The organism is Sedimenticola selenatireducens, from assembly GCF_007625115.1.
Taxonomy (GTDB): Bacteria; Pseudomonadota; Gammaproteobacteria; order Chromatiales; family Chromatiaceae; genus Sedimenticola; species Sedimenticola selenatireducens_A.
The window spans coordinates 20,274-39,567 of record NZ_VMNH01000001.1 but is presented as its reverse complement, the minus strand read 5'-3'; the positions used below and the strand labels follow the sequence as shown (position 1 = coordinate 39,567).

The window sequence follows — 19,294 nt, the reverse complement described above, 5'->3', positions numbered from 1 at the left end:
CATCGACCAGCAGTATATGCCGTACTTAAGGTCGATATTAATCGGTTCGCCGATTAGGACTATTAACCCATGACCGAAAGCTTTGCTGAACTTTTTGAAGAGAGCGTCGCGCAAACTCAGCTGCGCACAGGTGCCATCATCGTTGGTACCGTCCTTGAAATCACCAATGACGCGGTGATTGTTAATGCCGGACTGAAATCAGAAGGCGTTATTCCAAGAAGCCAATTTTTAAACCTGGCCGGAGAGATTGAAGTCTCTGTTGGCGATCAGGTGGAAGTTGCACTGGATGCCGTCGAAGATGGCTTTGGTGCAACCCGTCTCTCACGTGAAAAGGCCAAGCGTCATCATGCTTGGCGAGTACTTGAGACTGCATTTGAAGCTGAAGAGAACGTTACCGGCCGCATCAATGGCAAGGTTAAGGGCGGCTTCACAGTCGAACTTGGCGAGATTCGTGCGTTCCTTCCTGGTTCACTTGTTGACGTGCGCCCTGTTCGTGATACCACTTACCTCGAAGGTAAGGATCTCGAATTTAAGGTGATCAAACTTGATCAGCGCCGCAACAATGTTGTTGTTTCACGTCGTGCCGTTGTTGAGACTGAATACAGTGCAGAGCGCGAAGCCTTGCTGGAAAGTCTGCAAGAAGGTATCGAGATCAAGGGTATCGTCAAGAACCTCACTGATTACGGTGCGTTTGTTGATTTGGGCGGAATTGATGGTCTGCTGCACATCACTGATATGGCCTGGAAACGCGTCAAGCATCCTTCTGAAGTGGTTGAGATTGGCGAAGAGATCAGCGTTAAAGTACTCAAGTTTGACCGTGATAAACAGCGCGTCTCACTGGGTCTGAAGCAGATGGGTGATGATCCATGGGCCAATCTGGCTCGTCGTTATCCAGAAAGCACCCGCTTGTTTGGTAAGGTTACCAATCTGGCCGATTATGGCTGTTTTGTTGAGATTGAAGAGGGCGTTGAAGGTTTGGTTCATGTCTCTGAGATGGATTGGACCAACAAGAACATCCATCCTTCAAAGCTGGTACAGCTGGGCGATGAAGTAGAAGTCATGGTCCTGGATATCGACGAAGAACGTCGTCGTATCTCACTTGGTATGAAACAGTGCAAGAACAATCCTTGGGAAGAGTTTGCTGAAACCCATAAGAAGGGTGATCACGTCTCTGGTAAGATCAAATCAATTACCGACTTCGGTGTATTCATTGGTCTGGATGGTGGTATTGACGGACTGGTTCATCTTTCTGACATCTCATGGGATGAAGGTAGTGACGAAGGTGTTCGTGACTATAAGAAAGGCCAGGAACTGGAAACTGTTGTACTCTCAGTTGACCCAGAGCGCGAGCGTATTTCCCTGGGTATCAAGCAGCTTGATAAAGACCCCTTCTCAGCCTATCTGGCAGGTAATGCCAAAGGCGATATCGTCAAGGGTATTGTCAAAGAGGTTGATAAACGGGGTGCTGTAGTGACCTTGGCTGAAGGTATTGAAGGGTATATTCGTGGTTCTGAGATCTCCAGAGAGCGTGTAGAAGATGCTCGTTCTGAACTCAAGGAAGGTGATGAGGTTGAAGCACGTTTCCTGGGTGTCGATCGTAAGAATCGCACCATTACGCTCTCTATTAAGGCAAAAGATTTTGCTGAAGAGCAGGCTGCAATCAAGTCTTACTCCAGTGCTCCAACAGGTACCGCCACTCTGGGCGATATGCTGAAGGCACAGATGGACGAAGCATCTAAGAAGTGATCTATTGCGCTAACGCGTAGTTGATTTAGGTAGCCGGAACCCGTTGCGGGTTCCGGCCTTATCAAGGGGATTCTAAAAGAATGACAAAATCTGAACTGATTGACGTCATCGCAAAAGAACAAAGCCACCTTGCTTACCGTGACGTTGAGCTGGCTGTCAAATGCATGCTGGAACAGATGAGCCAAACACTGGCTTCTGGCGAGCGAATCGAAATCAGGGGTTTTGGTAGTTTCTCTCTCCATTTTCGTCCGCCAAGACAGGGCCGTAATCCGAAAACGGGTGCATCAGTTACCCTAGCTGGGAAATACGTACCTCACTTTAAACCGGGTAAAGAGCTGCGTGAGCGTGTCAATGAAAGCGCCGCGAGTGGTTCTAAAATCACTGGTTAACTGAATTAACTTCGACTAGATTACTTAATCTGGAAGCATGCGCTTCCAGATTAAATAAGCGATCGGCTATCGAAGTTAGTAATGTGCGTGCAATTTGTTAGCTGTATATTATTTACCGCACTTTAGTTGAACAACTAAAGGGCTTTTATCTTAGTATTTTTATACAACTCTTCCGCTCCAGCATTTTCTTGATGTACTGGGAAACTATTGGGTGTTGCTCAAATAATTCCTCAGCCCTTGGCGCTTTTCTGAGATAGTGCAGCATTGGAATAATTAAGTAATCTGCAATTCCTGGGCGCGAACCCGAAAAATAGTCGGCTCTGGATAAATAGTGATCTAAAGTGGCCAGATATTGAGGGATTAGTTTGAGCGCCAAGTTGATCTTGTCGTCATCGATTGCACCTGTTTTTCCTGATGGGAAAGCAAACTCAAGTAAATAGTTCCGCACAATAATGTCGTCTAGATAGCAGTTGGCAATACTGATCCATTGTTGCATCCTGACCAAGTCAACAGTGTTTGTCGGGGTTAAAGCGGGACCTTGGAACTGGGTATCAATGTATAGACAGATCGCTGCACTTTCATACACCACATAATCCCCATCTTGCATAACAGGGACCCTTCCAAATGGATTCAGATTTAATAACTTTTTCGATTTTAGGGTAATATCCTGAAGGTTATAATCAATATCTTTCTCTTCACAGCATAGCAATACACTTCTCACGTATGTACTGAATTCAGGTCCATAGAGTGTTAACGGCTGTTTCATTTGTTCGCTCCTGTCTCATATTCATCGTTATCAATCAATACACATTTCGTTATACGGCGAAATATAATATGATCAAGAACATATATAGATTGGAGGTCTTATTTTGCCATTAACTAAAGTTCATAAGCAGGAAACACGCGCACGCATACTGGAACAGGCGATTTTTTTGTTTTCAACAAAAGGCTTTGACCAAGTTTCGATTGATGAGTTGATGTCGTGCGCAGGCCTTACCCGTGGTGGGTTTTATGCACATTTTAAAAACAAAAATGAACTTTACGTTGAGGCGATTCTTAACGGTGTAAGAAAAAGTGCAATTGCAACGAATTACCTAAAAGTAGTTGACGATAACCAGGTATTAAATGAGCTTGTCCGCAACTATCTTGCACAAGTCAGTACAGTGACCGGTCCTTCAGCTTGCCCGTTGGCTTTTCTGGTAACAGATGTAGCCAATCGGGAGGCTGAGGTAAGAGATGCATATACGATATCATTCAAGGGGTTGGTTAAAATATTGAACAGGATTATCGCGATTGAAGATGAACCAAAACGTGAAGCTATTGCAAGATCAATTGCGACATTAATGATTGGTGGTGTCGCTGTTGGTCGCGCATTAAATGATCCGCAAGCGTCCCAGGAGTTGATCGATGCTTGTTATAAGATAGCCGGGATGCTTGCGGCATCAGCGTAAGTTGATTGTTGTGCAATTTCTCTATAGAAAACACTGAACATGTGGTGCCACTGGGTCCCTGCCTCATCAGCCTGAGATTACTACTGCAAAAAGGTAGACCGAAGTAACGATTGCAACTGACACAAGATGAAGTTTTGATTCGGCTTTAAAGCTTTTTCTGGTTGGGTTGCATGCCATAAGCGAGGGTATCAGATTACGGACCTGCTCTTTCATGATATAGCCATTATTGTAAGTCATATCTTTACCTATAGGTTATCTGTTGGAGTGCGTATTAAATTGCTTCCCTGTCTAAGCTATTGGTAGGACATTCCGTGTTCTGCTTATGTTCTGTATCCTAACAAAATAAGAACAAAAAGAGAACATTATTTTTTCTGTTTCTAATGAATTTTTAACTAGTGTCTAACTTATTGATATTATGTGAATTAATTACCATAAATAAGTATTATTGCATTTGTTTTGTAGAAGGTTGTCATATGTTTCTTATATAATCTGGCAATCAATATCACGGGTAAGTAGTGTAACGAATGCAGAACGAGAGTATTGAAACGGGTGTAGAGGCTATATGCAAAAAGGGCTGCCGTGAAGTGAGACGCGATATCCAGATGTTAGAGCAGGGCGAAACGCCCCCGGAGTTATCCCACCTCAGCAAGCCTGCACAGCAGATTATTCTTGATGAACTCAAGATAATCATGTCTGTGTATGGTGATAACTGCAGGGTTTAGCTCCAAAGTTAAGTGAATTTCTGTGCTGACAGCCTGAGCAGCACATACAGAGCAAATGACCAGCCGAGCCTTTTTGGCTCGGCTTTATTTTTGTGCGTTATTCTGAGCGATAGTGCATACCTAGGACATAATTAAACATGCAGAAAATAGTAAATCAGATAGCCGAAGAGTTGAACGTTTCTAAGGGACAGGTCACAGCGGCTGTTGAGTTACTTGATGAGGGGGCAACCGTACCCTTTATCTCTCGATATAGAAAAGAGAAGACCGGTGGGTTGGATGATATTCAGCTGCGTAATCTTGAAGAACGCTTAGGTTACCTGAGGGAGTTGGAAGATCGAAGAGATACTGTGCTGAATAGTATCAGGGAGCAGGGGAAACTGACTGAGTCCCTGGAACGGGATATTGTGTCAGCCGACACCAAAACCCGTTTGGAAGATCTTTATTTGCCTTACAAACCAAAAAGAAGAACGAAAGCACAAATCGCACGCGAGGCAGGACTGGAACCACTTGCACTGAAACTGCTTGATGATCCAGTGATTGATCCTGTTGTTGAGGCGTTCCAGTATATCAATCAAGAGGCTGGTTTCACTGATGAGAAGGCAGTCCTTGATGGTGCCCGACAGATCCTCATGGAATTGTTCGCTGAAGATGCAGAGCTGCTAGGTAAGTTAAGGGAGTATTTATGGAATGAAGGCTTTATTAAGTCTCAAGTGGTTAAAGGCAAGGAGCATGAAGCAGCAAAGTTCAGTGACTATTTTGACTATAAGGAAGCTATTCGACAGATTCCCTCTCATCGGGCACTGGCTCTCTTCAGAGGACGAAATGAAGCGCTGTTAAACCTGGAATTGGTCGTCGATGAAGGATTGAGTGAAGTCTCGCCCTGTGAGTTGGTCATTGCAAAAAAGTTTGGTATTGAAGACTTAAATCGCCCCGCAGATGCCTGGTTAAAAGATTGTGTTCGCTGGGCTTGGAAAGTAAAGATTTTCACCCACCTGGATCTTGAACTTAAGATGCGCCTCCGTGAATCGGCGGAAGAGGAGGCAATACGCGTTTTTGGCCATAATCTAGGGGATCTGTTATTGGCAGCACCTGCCGGTAATCTGCCAATTTTAGGCTTGGATCCTGGATTGAGAACGGGCGTCAAGATTGCGGTAGTAGACGCGACCGGTAAGGTGGTGGATACCGAAACGATCTATCCTCATGTCCCTAAAAATCAATGGGATGCCTCTATTGCGGTAATGGCACGGTTAGCGGAGAAACATGGTGTTCGTTTGCTGGCCATAGGAAATGGTACGGCCTCCAGAGAAACAGATCGATTAGCCGCTGACTTAATGAAGCGCCATCCAGCGTTGAAATTACAGAAGGTGATGGTCAGTGAAGCCGGTGCATCCGTCTATTCAGCGTCAGAACTGGCATCGATGGAGATGCCCGATCTGGATGTGACCTTACGGGGTGCAGTCTCTATTGCTCGTCGCTTACAGGACCCCCTGGCTGAGTTGGTGAAGATTGAGCCAAAGGCCATTGGCGTCGGACAGTATCAGCATGATGTAAATCAGAACCGGTTAGCGAAACAACTGAATAACATCGTTGAGGATTGTGTGAACTCCGTCGGTGTTGAAATTAATACCGCTTCACCCTCATTGCTTGAAAAAGTATCAGGGTTGAACAAGACGCTGGCGGATAATATTGTCCAGTTCAGAAATGAGCAGGGAGCGTTTAAAGAGCGCAAGATGCTGTTAAAGGTTCCCCGCTTGGGGGGGAAGACCTTTGAGCAAGCCGCCGGATTCCTTCGCATTAGTAAGGGTGATAATCCTTTAGATGCCTCATCGGTTCATCCAGAGGCTTATCCCGTTGTGGAGCGGATACTGGAGAAGGCTGGTCGTCGAATACAAGATATCATTGGTGACCGTGTATTCCTGCGCTCTCTGAATCCAAACGATTTCATTAATGATCAATTTGGATTGCCAACGGTAACCGATATTATTGCCGAATTAGAGAAGCCAGGGCGTGATCCTCGAGGTGAATTTAAAACAGCCAGTTTCCAAGACGGCGTTGAAACACTCGCAGACCTCAAGCTAGATATGGTATTGGAGGGTGTTGTTACAAACGTGACAAATTTTGGTGCGTTTGTCGATATTGGTGTGCATCAGGATGGATTGGTACACATCTCTGCCATGTCAGATAAATACATCAAAGATCCACGTGCCGTTGTAAAAGCGGGTGACCTGGTAAAAGTAAAGGTGATGGAGGTAGATATTGCGAGAAAGCGTGTTGGGCTCTCCATGAGATTAACGGACAGTAGTGAAACGGCAAGCAGCAGCAAGAATAACCGGATGATTGAAAGTGATAAAGCCAGACCACGGGCACGACAGCGTGTGGAGAAAAGTCAACCACCGTCTGGAGGCGCTATGGCCGAGGCATTGGCAAGCGCATTAAACAAGCGGCGATGATTTTGATTTATGCAGAATAAAATGGTAGTAAGAGGCACGTTAATATTTTTTATCAAGTGTTTAGTCATCTGGGCTTGATGCTGGAAATGTACTACAGGTAAAAACGACCATTGAGAATCGCACTTAGGATAGAAGTCTCAACAGAAAGGGGTGCTCGTGAAGGTGTGCCTGCATTGCTGAGGCTTTTAGATGAGCATCAGGTTAAAGCATCATTCTGTGTTAGCCTAGGGCCGGATTATTCTGGCTATCCCTTAGGCAATCACCTACCCGAAGGAATAAGACGGAAGTTGCCTGCGCGTTATATCGGTCGTAGATATCGAGATCATCTAAAGTCAATTGCCACCGCAGGTCACGACGTAGGTATTGCGTCTTACTCGGCTGCTGGATGGCAGCGGGATTCAGCCTACCAGTCACCTGAATGGGTTCATTCTGAAGTGATCCATGCAGTAGACGCCTTCACTGATCTTTATGGTAAGCCCCCTCATTTTCATGGTGCATTGGGATGGCAGGTTAATGCCAATCTATTTGCCGAGGAAGAGTCACTCAGATTTAATTTTTCTTCTGATGTTCGAGGGCGCCATGCGTTTTTGCCTGAGATGCAAGGTGTTCGATCGAGTTGTCCACAGATTCCAACGACATTGCCTACTTTGGATGAACTGTTGTTACAAAGTGAAGTGAGTGAAGAGAATGTTCACCAGTTTCTCTATGCAGCATGTCAACGGGTACTCCCCAATGGAGAAGTGTTTACCTTGACGGCCGAACGTGAAGGGCGGGACTTGCTGGGAGTGCTTGAGAAGCTGCTGGTTATGTGGAAAGGGGGGCAGTGGGAAGTCCGTCCGTTAACCGAGCTTCTGCAACAGATCGATTTATCAAGTTTGTCGCATCATGTGGTAGGTTGGGCGTCTGCTGATGCTAATAATCGGTATATGGCAACCCAGAGTACAAGGTTGGAACAGCTCAAATAAGACTTTTTTAGCGACTTTTGGATAGGGGCAAACATCTAAAGTCTGGAATTCGGTTTTAGCCACTGAACTGTTAGGGGGAGGGTAGTTGTTGACTACATTGAGAATAAAAAATAGCGAGTTAAAGGAGATGATCTATACAGCATCATCAACAATTCATGGCACAGGGGTATTTGCAAAAAAGACGATTGATGAAGGTGACTATATTGGCACTTATCATGGGCCTGTAGTAAAACGGAATGGCACCTATGTCCTCTGGGTATTTGAATCGGACGACGAAGAGAGCGCTGTGGGTCGCAGCGGAAGAAACCTCCTGCGTTTTTTGAATCATTCCAGTTCAGGAAATGCAGAGTTTGATGGATTCGATCTCTACGCTAAGCGGTCTATTGGGATCGGCGATGAGATTACATTTGACTATCAATCCGATGAGTAAATCGCGTCCTAACGACTGCCTCTATTCAGCTGAAATTAGTGATAGCGGCGCATTTGGCCGACCAATACACCTTGTATTTGTACTTGATCGGTAGCAAATGTCATCGGCTTCATAGTGGAGTTGGCTGGGTGTAAGATGATGCAGTCCTTTTTTTGTTCAATACGCTTAAGCGTTGCATCTGTCCCTTCCACGAGCGCAACCACAATTTCACCATTCCGGGCGTGATCCCGCTGTTCAATTACGATTTGGTCACCGTCAAGGATACCCTCATCGATCATTGACTCTCCCTTGACCTGAAGAACATAGCAGGGTCGATTGGTGCGCAAGTAATCCGGTACCTGAATGATCTCTTTTTGCTCAATGGCCTCAATGGGACTGCCTGCAGCGATATAACCAAGAAATGGCAGACCTTGCTCTTCCTCATTCCGCGCTTCATTAGTCAAGCGAATACCGCGGCGCCGATTGTTCATTGGCTCAACCAGACCCGCATCAATTAAGGCTTGAATCTGTTTATGGAGTGAGCCTTTTGAGCTTAAACCCAGGGCACTGCAGAGTTCATCAAGGGTAGGAGGATGGGGGAAGCTATCTACATTTGATAATAGATAATCGTAAATTTCTTGCTGCCGGCGTGTGAGTGGCTCAGTCATTATCGGTCACCTTGTTCTATTATCGTTCTATAATAGCAAAAGGAGAACAGATAGGAAACTGTTTTTTCGGAGTCTAAATCATTATATGCTCGGTTTAAAATTCGCTTAGGCAACCCTTGCTGTCAGGATAACAATCGTATCGTGATAAATTTACCCTGGTCTAAAGCAAAGTAAGAACGGGTATCGGTAGATGGCTACAGGCCAAATTCGCTCGAGTATTTGTATAGAAACAGCCACATGATTTGGTGACTCAGCTTGACCTGTTATCAACCAAGTAGAACTTTACCAAGAATCCCTCATCACCGCTAAAGCTGAAACCAATCAGTATTTACAATTCATCATTCCAAGAATAGATAACCTCAACACGATTACCAGGCTCTTCATAGCGCACAGATTCACAGAGTGAGTTGAGCAGATGTATGCCTCGTCCGCAGAGTTTTTCTACATTGTGCGTGTCAGCGTTGTTAATCAGCTTTAGATTAAAACCCTTGCCGCTATCTTCAACGCGGATGATCATTTTTCCGCCTTGCACTGTATTATGCGTTTGAATGTTAATTTTTATGAATCCATGATTAAGTGCAGCAAGACGTTTTTCTCGTTCTGAGAAGTAGGCTGAAAAGCCCTCGGGCGAGCTCTTCATTGAGGAATCGAGCTGAAGAAGTCCATGATCAAGCGCATTAATGTAAAGCTCGGTTAGCAGAGTAAAGAGCAATCGACGATGTTTCTGAAGTCCTTCCATCTCCTGGATATGATTGATCAGCAGGGGGATTGGATCGCTATTACTCAATCTGCCGCCAGGTAGTGTGATGGAAAATTCAAGGGGGTCTACAGATATGTTTCCATGAGTGGTTGATGGCGGTTTCGCTTTCGAGGTTGACGGTGAGGCACTGAAATCCTCATCGTCTGCGTCATTTTCAGCCCAGTCGGGTAAGACATCCGGTATGCAAGGTATTTCCGCTAGACTGATATCATCATCCTGAGGGGCATCCTGGCAAAAATCCGCCAATGCCTTGGCTATACTTTCGACAGCAGATTCACCGGGTTTCGTATTTTGGAGTATTGTTTCAAATCGCTCTTTGCCAAAATAGGTGTTGTCGGCGTTTCTTGCTTCTGTGACACCATCGCTGACCAGCAGGATTCGATCACCATGGGATATTTTGCTTCTCACGAATAGCGAATGAAAGTCAATATCCAAGGAAATTCCCAATGGCAGACTGTTTGAACTAATCCGCTGTTTGATCGCTCCGGTTTCACTACTCAACAACAGAATATCAGGCATACCGCAGTTTATCGCATTGACGTATTCAAGATTACTGCTAATTGAAATGAACTGAATGGCGAAAAACATTCCTGTTGGCAGTAAACTGAATAGTTTTTTGTTTATACCTGCGACGATTTGATGAGGAGAGAAACCCTTTGCCGTCATGGCACGGAATACTTCGGAAGCAGGCAGTGCACCTAATGCGGCGGCAAGTCCATGGCCGGTAAAGTCTCCTAATAAAATATGAATATCACTTGAGGGTGCGTGGGCAGTTAATAGCACATCTCCGCTGAATTGCTCAGCGGGTTTTAAGATGGTCTTAATGCAGTCCAGTTTTATGTTGTCTGCAATGACGACGCCATTGAAGACTGTTTCGGCCATTTCCTGATCCATCTTCATTTGTCCATAGAGCCGGAACACTTCTAGATGAAGCTTTCGAATACGCTCCATGGATCTTACTTTAGCCTTTAGCACAATAGGAGAAACAGGCTTTGTTAGAAAGTCATGTCCTCCCACTTCAATACACTTTGCCAAGGCATTTTCATCTGTTAGAGCTGTTAAAAATAGGATCGGTATAAACTGGGCCTCAGCCAGCTTTTGGATTTGCGTCACCGCTTCATAACCATCCATTATCGGCATGATTACATCCATGAAGATGATGTCAGGTGGGCTTTCCTGAAAGGCTTGAATGGCTTCTACTCCATTACCAGCCTCAATCACGCTGTAGCCATCAGCTTCCAGGAAAGTACGCAAGAAGGTGCGATTGGTGTTTTCGTCATCGACGACCAAAGCAACGGGTCGATTTTGTTTTTTACCATATCGCTTGGCGGCGTCTGAATCAGATGTGATTGTCATATGTCGCTACTCATGGCCAAGGAGAGTTACTGTTAACTCGGGTTCTGGAAGCTGTAGCGGCAGGGTATAAGGTTTCTTAAAAGGGAGGTTTTACCCTAAATGGCGTAAATTTTACAGTTAGTGGTGCTGTATCAATCAAATGGTTGTGGTTAAAGCGAGTGAGTGTGTATTGCGAGTGAGTCAGAAGTCACTCCAGCGGTAAGAAACTCGGTATGAATCTGTGGGCGTCGGCGATCCTGTTTTCTTTTTTCAAGTATAGCTTGAGACGGCTGGGCTAATGACGTCCGTCTACGGTCTCTATTGATTGATCGGCGGAAAAATTTTCTTACTTCTACCTGTTTAGTTTTGAAGAATTCGCCATTTAGTTGATTAATTATCATTTTGGCGGCTGATGGCGGTTCTATCTTAGCAATACCATGATATTCAACTAATTTATTAATTGGATCATCAATACGACAGATTTCACAATGTACCAAATGACCAAGTGGGGCAAACTGTAGTCGATACCATTTGGGTTTCAGCGCAATGGATAGAAACTGCATCAAATCGAGGCGGGTGGTTGAGTTTGGCAATCTTCGAATGAAAACTTCCATGATCCTATACCTGCTCTACGTGAGCGTTCGCATACAATTATAGACCGCAATATAACAAAAACGATCATTTTGAGGATAATTAAAGCCTTAAGGTCATGTAAATATTCGCATATTACAGATGAACTAAAGGATTTTGCAGCAGCTACTGATGGAGTATAGATCATCACAGGGACAAAACACTGGTGAAATTATTAAGTTCAGCAATGAATTACTAAAAGAAAAAAAGGCCCTGCAGAATATTGCAGGGCCTTTTAGCATGTCACCGAGTGAATATCGGTTATTGATTATTAACTCAAGAGTGGTGCAATCACCAAACTTACAATGGCCATAACATTGATCAGAATGTTCATGGATGGACCGGATGTGTCCTTGAAGGGGTCACCAACAGTGTCACCCACCACCGCTGCCTTGTGAACATCTGAACCTTTACCGCCAAAGTTGCCCTTTTCGATAAACTTTTTGGCGTTATCCCAAGCACCACCGGCATTGGCCATCATCAGCGCCAACAATACGCAGGAGAGCAAGGCGCCGCCAAGCATCCCGCCGAGTGATTCTGCGCCCAGGATAAAGCCAATAATCATGGGCGAGGCCACCGCGATGACACCGGGGAGAATCATCTTTTTCAAGGCTGCCGTAGTCGCAATATCGACACAGCGCGCACTATCCGGGTCTGCGGTTCCTTCCATGAGACCAGGGATTTCACGAAACTGTCGACGAATCTCCTTGATCATGTCAAAGGCTGCATCACCGACCGCAGTCATGGTGATCGCGGCGATTAAGAAGGGCAGCATACCGCCAATGAACATGCCTATGAGTACGGTTGGGTTACTCAATTCCAGAGAGAAATTGGGTATGTTGGCTGAAACCGTTTCGACATAGGCCGTGATGATTGCCAGCGCAGCCAAGGCAGCAGCGCCGATAGCAAAGCCCTTGCCGATAGCAGCCGTCGTGTTACCGAGTTCATCCAGTGAATCGGTGATTGCACGAGTTTCCGCGCCGAGTCCACCCATCTCTGCAATACCGCCCGCGTTATCGGCAACCGGACCATAGGCATCAATCGCCATAGTGATGCCGACTGTCGCTAACATTCCGACTGCTGCAATGCCTACACCATAAAGGCCAACCAACGAACTGGATACAAAGATAATGGCGCAGATGGTAAGAACCGGTATGACTACAGACTGCATACCCACGGCCAGGCCAGTGATCATCACCGTTGCTGGGCCGGTTTCACCTGATTTGGCAATATCTTTCACCGGCTTGCCGGCTGTGTAGTATTCAGTGACCAGTCCAATAATGATGCCACCGACTGCTCCTGAGAGCACGGCTCCCCAGACAGCTGCCGAGACACCTGTAACCTTAATGAGCCCCAAAGAGGTGATGATAAACAGGATGGTTGCACCAATGGTACCAATGCGCAGGGCAACTTCCGGACTCTTTGCGGAGTACTTGCGTACCAGCAAAATGCCCATGATGGAACAGATTAGACCAAGCGATGCCAGAGCCAAGGGTAGGAACATTAAGTCGGCCTGCTTACCCAGAGGGTCAAGCACATCGGCTGTCATGGTTGAGGCGATTGCAATGGTTGCAATCATGGAACCGCAGTAGGATTCGAAGATATCCGATCCCATACCGGCCACATCACCTACATTATCACCTACGTTATCAGCGATAACGCCAGGGTTACGTGGATCATCTTCCGGGATGCCAGCCTCAATTTTACCGACCAGGTCAGCGCCTACATCAGCAGATTTGGTGAAGATACCACCACCAACACGAGAGAAGAGGGCAACGACCGAGGCGCCCATACCAAATCCATGGATCGCGTGAGCCGTCTCGGGATCACCGCCAAAGAAGAGGTAGAGTGTACCTAATCCAAGCAGACCCATAGAGGCAACGGAGAGCCCCATTATAGAACCACCAAAGAAGGCGATAGAGAGTGCTTCGGAAGCCCCTTTTTCATGGGCTGCAGTCGTTGTTCTGACATTCGCCTGCGTGGCCGAGAACATGCCAATGTAGCCTGCGAGTGCTGAGGCGCAAGCACCCACAACAAAGGCAAAGGCCGTTTTGACGCCAAGTAAAAACAGTAGCAGGATGACAAGAACGGCGGCAAAAGCGCCCATCATCTTGTATTCACGACGCATGAAGACCATAGCGCCTTCGTGAATGGCTTCTGCAATCTTGGTAACCTTCTCATTACCGGTCTCGTATTGCATGACCAGCTGATAGATCTTAAAGGCTACAAAGAGGCCTATTACACCAAATAGTGGTGGTATTAATGTGCTTAAACTCATCTATCCCCTCGATTTTTTTATAGATTTAATAAAAAATGACCGTCCGGGTTTAACAAAAAGAAGCAGTGACCCTTACGATGACAGTCCCAAAATAGGTTGTTCTACGACGGTGAAATAAAGCTGCATAAGATTTAGGTATAATAAAATGCTCAAATGGCATGATTAATAAAAGCAATCAAGAGTATATCCGAATCAGGATCTATTGAAAGTCCCTAAACGGGCTCAGGTATAAAATGTTTGCCTTGGATCAATAGTCTGTGCGGCGGGGTCTAGAAGGGAGGATTGAGTGGCGGGAGTGATAAACCCTCTCCCGCCAAAGAGGTCGTTAGTAGGCTGCCTGTGAGAGGTATTTAACCAATTTCTCCTCGTGTTCGGCATGACTGTTTTCCCACTGGTCAAAGAAAACCAGGTCTTGAAGGGGTAATCTGTCAAGCCATCCAGCGGTTTTGAGTTCCGGTTCTACAAAAAAATGTTCAACATACCCAATGCAGAGATAGGCAACCGGCGTTACTTGGGTGGGCAGTTGCAACAGTTTCTTTAACTCCAGACGATCGAAAATACTGACCCATCCAACGCCCAAGCCTTCTGCCCGCGCAGCAAGCCAGAGATTTTGTACGGCACAGACGCTACTGTAGACATCCATTGCCATGTCATGTGTCCGGCCGATGACGACTGGGCCAGCTCGCTCCCGATCGCAGGTAACGACCAGATTTATGGGTGATTCAAGAATGCCTTCCAACTTCAATGTACTGTAGATCTGCCGTTGTGTTTCTTGCTCAAACATCTCTCCAGCTTCGTGATTAGCCTTTTTGAAGAGATCGTGAACCTGTTGTTTAACCTGTTGCGACTTTATCAGCAGGAAGTTCCATGGCTGCATAAATCCTACCGAGGGTGCATGGTGCGCGGCTTGTAAGATTCTCGCTAACACTTCATCGGGGATGGGATCAGGTTTGAACTGGCCCCTTACGTCTCGGCGTGAGTATATCGACTTATAAACGGCCTGACGTTCAGCGTCAGAGAATTGGTGATCGTGTTGATGGATATTGGTCTGATTTTCCATAGTAGTCCCCTTGGTTGGAAAACCGAGAATACTTGTCCAGGTATTCTTTGAATTTTTCTTCAGGCCGGTCTTCTGACTAAGGTTCATCTTATTCCAGTGCCTTCCCGGACAAAGTCCAGTGGCTGATGTGCCGGTGAGGGCCGATCAACTGGAATAATCACCATTACAGCGTTGGGCACGTAGCGGAGTTTCACCGCTTTCCCGATTCTCCCGCCCTATTAACGGCGAGCACCTGAAGTGTTTGAGTGGTGAAGATACCACCTAGCTTAGTTTAAAGTTTACCTGGCAAAGATTGAACCCCATAATGTTTGCCTTTTACCGATAGAGAATAAAAAGGTGATACAGCTGATTCTTGGTGGAGCCCGATCAGGCAAGAGCACTCTGGCTGAGCGGCTGGCGAGCGGATTAACCGATAATGTGGTCTATATTGCTACGGCTGCTCGGATTGCAGATGATCTTGAAATGATTGAACGAATCAACTTACACAGAGAGCGAAGGCCCACCTCTTGGACGCTTGTTGAGGAACCACTTGATCTCGCAAGCGCCATAGAAACTCATCAGCGCATGGGCTGCTGTATCATCGTCGACTGCCTGACGCTTTGGCTATCCAATATCATGTTATTGGATGAGGGCCGCCACTTTAAACAACAGGTGACGGATTTGTTCTCCGTGCTCTCTGGCTTTCAGGGAAATCTAATCTTGGTGGGGAATGAGGTGGGTATGGGCATTGTACCCATGGGGAAGCTTTCCCGGCGTTTTCAGGATGAGTCAGGACGACTGCATCAGCAGCTTGCGACATTGTGTGATCGTGTTGTATTAACGGTGGCGGGTCTGCCACTTGTAATGAAAGGGGAAAAGATTTGAAACCAGATTGGCTGAATGATCCGGTCAAGTTGCCGGATCAAACCTGTGCAAGCCTTGCCTCTGCAAGGCAAGGGCAATTGACAAAACCTGCTGGATCACTCGGCAGGCTCGAAGAGTTGGCAATACGGCTTAGTGCTTTGCAGGGGGCAGAATATCCGTCAATCGAGAAGATCCATATTACCGTGTTTGCGGCAGATCATGGCGTGGCTGCAGCGGGTGTTTCGGCATTTCCCCAGGAAGTGACTGTACAGATGGTGGCCAATTTCTCTGCGGGTGGGGCGGCTATCAGTGTTTTAGCCAAACATAATGAAGCCCATCTTGAAGTGGTTGATGTAGGGACGCTTCGTGAACCAGGAGACCTTCCTGGCGTCATCAGTCAAAGAGCGGGGGCAGGTACAGCGAATCTTCAGGTTGAGGATGCGATGCGTGTTGAACAGTTAACCATCGCGCTTAATGCGGGTCGTGCTGCTGTACTGAGAGCAAAAGAACGTGGCGCAGATCTGTTTATCGGTGGTGATATGGGGATCGGTAATACCACTCCAGCGGCTGCTTTAGGATGTGTCCTACTGAATGCAGATCCAGGGCAACTCGCTGGACCCGGCACAGGCCTTGACAGTGAAGGTGTGGCGCACAAGGCGAAGGTCTTGCGTGAAGCCTTATCGCGCTACGATAACCTGAACAATCAACCTCTTGAAGCACTGCGTTGTTTGGGTGGTTTTGAGATTGCCGCCTTGGTAGGTGCCTATATCAGCTGTGCTCAGTTGGGTATTCCGGCACTCGTTGATGGCTATATCACTACTGCAGCGGCCTTGGTGGCCGTGAGGGAGCAACCCGAAATTCGTGACTGGTTGCTCTTCTCCCATCAGTCAGCAGAACCAGGACATCAGGCCATGCTTAAGTCACTGGATGCCAATCCGCTTTTGAGTCTTGGTATGCGCTTAGGCGAGGGCAGTGGTGCTGCGGTTGCAATTCCATTACTTAAAGCTGCCTGTGAATTGCACAACAATATGGCAACATTTGCAGATGCAGGTGTGACAGAAAGTTAACGTGTCATTAAACGAGACAGCTAAATGACCACAACAACAGTCGATCTGATACGCCATGGCGAGCCAGAGGGTGGCACCCTATTTAGGGGCTGGCGTGACGACCCTTTGAGCGCACAGGGATGGCAGCAGATGCGCTTGGCTGTGGCGGATCATACTCCTTGGGATTTAATAATCAGTTCACCGCTGGCGCGTTGTGCCGAGTTCGCCGCAGAGTTGAGTCAACGGGAAAGCATTCCTATTAATATTGAAGAGCGCCTAAAGGAGATTGGCTTTGGTCAATGGGAGGGCGTCTCGCCTGATGCACTGTATAACGAATCGCCTGACCGACTGAATGATTTCTGGCAGAATCCGGTTGAAAACCCGCCGCCTGATGGAGAGCCTATGGTGCTGTTTCAATCCAGGGTTGAATCAGCATGGCAGGATATTCAAATTCACCACCCCAATCGACATGTTTTGATTGTGGCGCATGGAGGCGTTAACCGGCTTATCATTGGCAAAGTGCTGGGTATCCCACTGCGCTATCTGTTTCGAATGGAGCTGCCATATGCAGGAATCAGTAGGATACGTATACAGGAAGGCTATCCTAGGCTGGTTTTTCATTGTGGAGCTTTGGGTTGAATCACCTCCGTCACATTCAGCTTTACTATATTAGCAATAATTAAGCGTCCTAATGTTTAAACCTTTTCTATACGCTATAGGTTTTCTGACTCGTCTGCCGGTACCCCATACTTTGGATATGCCAAGTGATCGGGAGCAGGGTCAAAGTGTACTCTACTACCCACTGGTTGGACTCCTTATTGGTCTGATACTGTTTGCACTTGCCAATCTGATGAGCGATGCAGAGCCATTGCTGAGTGCGGCCGTTCTTATAACTGTGTGGGTTGTGGTGACAGGTGGATTGCACATTGATGGTCTTGCTGATGTAGCTGATGCATGGATTGGTGGGCAAGGGGATAGAGAGCGAACCCTGGCTCTTATGAAAGATCCTACCTGTGGTCCCATTGCAGTGGCCACGGTGGTGTTACTCCTGATGGTAAAAGTGGCTGCATTGACGAGCCTTTTATTAGACCAACACGGGACAGTGGTGCTTGTTGTACCCATCCTCGGACGAGCAGCTCTGGTCGCGGGTTTTATTTATATTCCCTATGTCAGGTCAGGCGGATTAGGCGCCGTATTAACAGAAAATATGCCTCAATCGGAGGCTAAAAAAACCTTGGTGATCGCGACCTTATTCCCCTTTTTGTTTTGGGGATGGGATGCTGTTTGGGTATTCGCAGGGTGTTATTTGCTATTTGTTTTTGTTCGACGGTCTGTACTGAACCGAATCCATGGATTGACCGGGGATGTTGCTGGCGCTCTATGTGAGTTAATTGAAGTCACTGCGCTGCTTATCGCGGCTTTCGTATTCTGAATTATCGTAGTGATCCAGGGGGCAGTTTGGGTGGGTTATCTGGGATGAATCGACGTGACATGTTTGGAATGCACTTTGAGCACCGCATCAATATGAGTGACATATTTATATAAAGTATGTCGAAAAACTTTACAGCGCAGCGAATGGCCCTTTTTATTACGCTTAAAATACAGGGAGATATGATTGTGGCTTGGATGTTGCTTGTATATAGCAGTTCTAAATTATAAATAAGAAATATAATACTATCGGCCTTGTAGGATATCACCTATCTCACTGTAGGATACATCCTTAAGTCTGCGTAATAATTTATGCGAATTGCTATGAAAGCGCCAGAAAAGTGATTGAGATTACAAGATATAGCTTGGACACCAGGCGGACTTTTATTCTTTCATTTGTTCGACGGAGTAGAGCATGAGAGTTGCACTATTCTTTGTGGCGTTCAGTTTCCTATTTGCTTTCGTTCTTCCTCAACTGGTTTCTACGTTATTTAAGGATGATGATCAGGTTGCCTGGCAGCTTATGCAGGGTGCCGATCCTACGACTATTCTTGAGGAAACTGCTTCGGGTATTCCAGAGGCTGGCTGTGGAGCCGAGGGGTATCTCTACTACCAGAACCGTGAAGGTTTCCAGTTTATACGCAATGAGAAGAATCCCTATATTCTTGTACTGATAGGCGATAAACCAATCATTTTCAGAATAAAAGATGAATCTAATGACGCTCTACCTGTGGATAATGCCCCAGAAATAAAAAGTATTTTAAAGGTTCTTGAAACGCTGCTAGTTGATTGCATAAAAGGACGTACTCCCCCTCAATCCTCGGTTTTGGTTATACACACGGACAGCTGAATCAGGACTGCTATAATATAACCTGCAAAATGATTGCTATAGCCTCCATGTTTGGAGAGGTCACCGCCAAAATCAATAAACTATTCTTCTTGGCAGATTAATTCTACTGATAAATCATAGATGTTTTTTTGGGTAATTTTCAGTATTTATTTCCTAGGGAAATCTTTACAGAAATCGTCACGGGGTATGCATCGACTTTTCTAAGCGGTACTATGAACACATAATTAAAGAAAAAGCTCTCCAGGCCGATGCTAGCGGGTAACT

The 19,294-nt window shown here is 46.3% G+C and carries 18 protein-coding genes and 1 riboswitch; of the genes, 12 read left to right on the top strand and 6 right to left on the bottom strand.

Annotated features, from left to right (window positions below):
- Positions 1-69: 69 nt before the first annotated feature.
- On the top strand, positions 70-1,746 hold the full coding sequence (gene rpsA, locus FHP88_RS00160; RefSeq protein ID WP_144356970.1) for a 30S ribosomal protein S1: 1,677 nt from the start codon (positions 70-72) through the stop codon (positions 1,744-1,746).
- Positions 1,747-1,826: 80 nt separating this feature from the next.
- Entirely contained in the window at positions 1,827-2,135 is a 309-nt protein-coding gene (gene ihfB / locus FHP88_RS00155) for an integration host factor subunit beta (RefSeq protein ID WP_144356969.1), read from the top strand.
- A 145-nt stretch (positions 2,136-2,280) separates the two neighbouring features.
- Here the strand turns inward: ihfB and FHP88_RS00150 are convergent, their stop codons facing one another.
- Entirely contained in the window at positions 2,281-2,901 is a 621-nt protein-coding gene (locus FHP88_RS00150) for a glutathione S-transferase family protein (protein ID WP_144356968.1), read from the bottom strand.
- Positions 2,902-3,004: 103 nt separating this feature from the next.
- Here FHP88_RS00150 and FHP88_RS00145 point away from each other — a divergent pair, with 103 nt between their 5' ends.
- The 5 genes from FHP88_RS00145 to FHP88_RS00125 all read left to right on the top strand — a co-directional run bounded on the left by FHP88_RS00145 (position 3,005) and on the right by FHP88_RS00125 (position 8,153).
- A complete protein-coding gene (locus FHP88_RS00145; RefSeq protein WP_186297539.1) occupies positions 3,005-3,586 on the top strand; it encodes a TetR/AcrR family transcriptional regulator in 582 nt (193 codons plus the stop codon).
- 524 nt (positions 3,587-4,110) lie between these two features.
- Positions 4,111-4,308: a hypothetical protein gene (locus FHP88_RS00140; protein ID WP_144356966.1), complete on the top strand. Its 198-nt coding sequence runs from the start codon at positions 4,111-4,113 to the stop codon at positions 4,306-4,308.
- Positions 4,309-4,445: 137 nt separating this feature from the next.
- Entirely contained in the window at positions 4,446-6,758 is a 2,313-nt protein-coding gene (locus FHP88_RS00135) for a Tex family protein (protein WP_144356965.1), read from the top strand.
- Between the two features lie 110 nt (positions 6,759-6,868).
- Positions 6,869-7,723 (top strand): polysaccharide deacetylase family protein, encoded by an 855-nt coding sequence (locus tag FHP88_RS00130; RefSeq protein ID WP_144356964.1) that lies wholly within the window; start codon positions 6,869-6,871, stop codon positions 7,721-7,723.
- An 88-nt stretch (positions 7,724-7,811) separates the two neighbouring features.
- Positions 7,812-8,153, top strand: coding sequence for an SET domain-containing protein (locus FHP88_RS00125; protein ID WP_260843111.1), 342 nt, complete (start codon positions 7,812-7,814; stop codon positions 8,151-8,153).
- 35 nt (positions 8,154-8,188) lie between these two features.
- Here the strand turns inward: FHP88_RS00125 and lexA are convergent, their stop codons facing one another.
- The 5 genes from lexA to bluB form a co-directional block, all read right to left on the bottom strand.
- Positions 8,189-8,800: a transcriptional repressor LexA gene (gene lexA, locus FHP88_RS00120; RefSeq protein ID WP_144356963.1), complete on the bottom strand. Its 612-nt coding sequence runs from the start codon at positions 8,798-8,800 to the stop codon at positions 8,189-8,191.
- 328 nt (positions 8,801-9,128) lie between these two features.
- Positions 9,129-10,916, bottom strand: a complete 1,788-nt coding sequence (locus FHP88_RS00115) for a fused response regulator/phosphatase (RefSeq protein WP_144356962.1) — start codon at positions 10,914-10,916, stop codon at positions 9,129-9,131.
- A 149-nt stretch (positions 10,917-11,065) separates the two neighbouring features.
- Entirely contained in the window at positions 11,066-11,509 is a 444-nt protein-coding gene (locus FHP88_RS00110; protein WP_144356961.1) for an RNA-binding protein, read from the bottom strand.
- A gap of 287 nt (positions 11,510-11,796) precedes the next feature.
- Positions 11,797-13,803, bottom strand: coding sequence for a sodium-translocating pyrophosphatase (locus tag FHP88_RS00105; protein WP_144356960.1), 2,007 nt, complete (start codon positions 13,801-13,803; stop codon positions 11,797-11,799).
- Positions 13,804-14,128: 325 nt separating this feature from the next.
- Positions 14,129-14,950: a 5,6-dimethylbenzimidazole synthase gene (bluB, locus tag FHP88_RS00100; RefSeq protein ID WP_335341524.1), complete on the bottom strand. Its 822-nt coding sequence runs from the start codon at positions 14,948-14,950 to the stop codon at positions 14,129-14,131.
- Positions 14,908-15,114, bottom strand: a riboswitch (cobalamin riboswitch). It overlaps the preceding gene by 43 nt.
- Before the next feature lie 85 nt (positions 15,115-15,199).
- Here bluB and cobU point away from each other — a divergent pair.
- The 5 genes from cobU (at position 15,200) to FHP88_RS00075 (ending at position 19,030) form a co-directional block, all read left to right on the top strand.
- Positions 15,200-15,727 (top strand): bifunctional adenosylcobinamide kinase/adenosylcobinamide-phosphate guanylyltransferase, encoded by a 528-nt coding sequence (gene cobU, locus FHP88_RS00095; protein WP_144356958.1) that lies wholly within the window; start codon positions 15,200-15,202, stop codon positions 15,725-15,727.
- A complete protein-coding gene (gene cobT, locus FHP88_RS00090) occupies positions 15,724-16,773 on the top strand; it encodes a nicotinate-nucleotide--dimethylbenzimidazole phosphoribosyltransferase (RefSeq protein ID WP_144356957.1) in 1,050 nt (349 codons plus the stop codon). Before cobU ends, cobT begins: the two co-directional genes overlap by 4 nt.
- A 24-nt stretch (positions 16,774-16,797) precedes the next feature.
- The gene (cobC, locus tag FHP88_RS00085) at positions 16,798-17,391 is read left to right on the top strand and encodes an alpha-ribazole phosphatase family protein (protein WP_144356956.1); all 594 of its coding nucleotides are present in this window, start codon (positions 16,798-16,800) and stop codon (positions 17,389-17,391) included.
- A gap of 52 nt (positions 17,392-17,443) precedes the next feature.
- Positions 17,444-18,184, top strand: a complete 741-nt coding sequence (locus FHP88_RS00080; protein ID WP_144356955.1) for an adenosylcobinamide-GDP ribazoletransferase — start codon at positions 17,444-17,446, stop codon at positions 18,182-18,184.
- A gap of 411 nt (positions 18,185-18,595) precedes the next feature.
- Entirely contained in the window at positions 18,596-19,030 is a 435-nt protein-coding gene (locus FHP88_RS00075) for a hypothetical protein (RefSeq protein ID WP_144356954.1), read from the top strand.
- Positions 19,031-19,294 lie beyond the last annotated feature (264 nt).

What these genes read in the sequence shown, in the direction of transcription:
- lexA (WP_144356963.1), bottom strand. Translation starts at nt 8,800, where the DNA reads ATGACTGAGCCACTCACACGCCGGCAGCAAGAAATTTACGATTATCTA.
- FHP88_RS00105 (WP_144356960.1), bottom strand. Translation starts at nt 13,803, where the DNA reads ATGAGTTTAAGCACATTAATACCACCACTATTTGGTGTAATAGGCCTC.
- FHP88_RS00135 (WP_144356965.1), top strand. Translation starts at nt 4,446, where the DNA reads ATGCAGAAAATAGTAAATCAGATAGCCGAAGAGTTGAACGTTTCTAAG.
- FHP88_RS00115 (WP_144356962.1), bottom strand. Translation starts at nt 10,916, where the DNA reads ATGACAATCACATCTGATTCAGACGCCGCCAAGCGATATGGTAAAAAA.
- FHP88_RS00075 (WP_144356954.1), top strand. Translation starts at nt 18,596, where the DNA reads ATGAGAGTTGCACTATTCTTTGTGGCGTTCAGTTTCCTATTTGCTTTC.
- bluB (WP_335341524.1), bottom strand. Translation starts at nt 14,950, where the DNA reads ATGAACCTTAGTCAGAAGACCGGCCTGAAGAAAAATTCAAAGAATACC.
- cobC (WP_144356956.1), top strand. Translation starts at nt 16,798, where the DNA reads ATGACCACAACAACAGTCGATCTGATACGCCATGGCGAGCCAGAGGGT.
- FHP88_RS00080 (WP_144356955.1), top strand. Translation starts at nt 17,444, where the DNA reads ATGTTTAAACCTTTTCTATACGCTATAGGTTTTCTGACTCGTCTGCCG.
- FHP88_RS00110 (WP_144356961.1), bottom strand. Translation starts at nt 11,509, where the DNA reads ATGGAAGTTTTCATTCGAAGATTGCCAAACTCAACCACCCGCCTCGAT.
- FHP88_RS00140 (WP_144356966.1), top strand. Translation starts at nt 4,111, where the DNA reads ATGCAGAACGAGAGTATTGAAACGGGTGTAGAGGCTATATGCAAAAAG.
- FHP88_RS00150 (WP_144356968.1), bottom strand. Translation starts at nt 2,901, where the DNA reads ATGAAACAGCCGTTAACACTCTATGGACCTGAATTCAGTACATACGTG.
- ihfB (WP_144356969.1), top strand. Translation starts at nt 1,827, where the DNA reads ATGACAAAATCTGAACTGATTGACGTCATCGCAAAAGAACAAAGCCAC.
- rpsA (WP_144356970.1), top strand. Translation starts at nt 70, where the DNA reads ATGACCGAAAGCTTTGCTGAACTTTTTGAAGAGAGCGTCGCGCAAACT.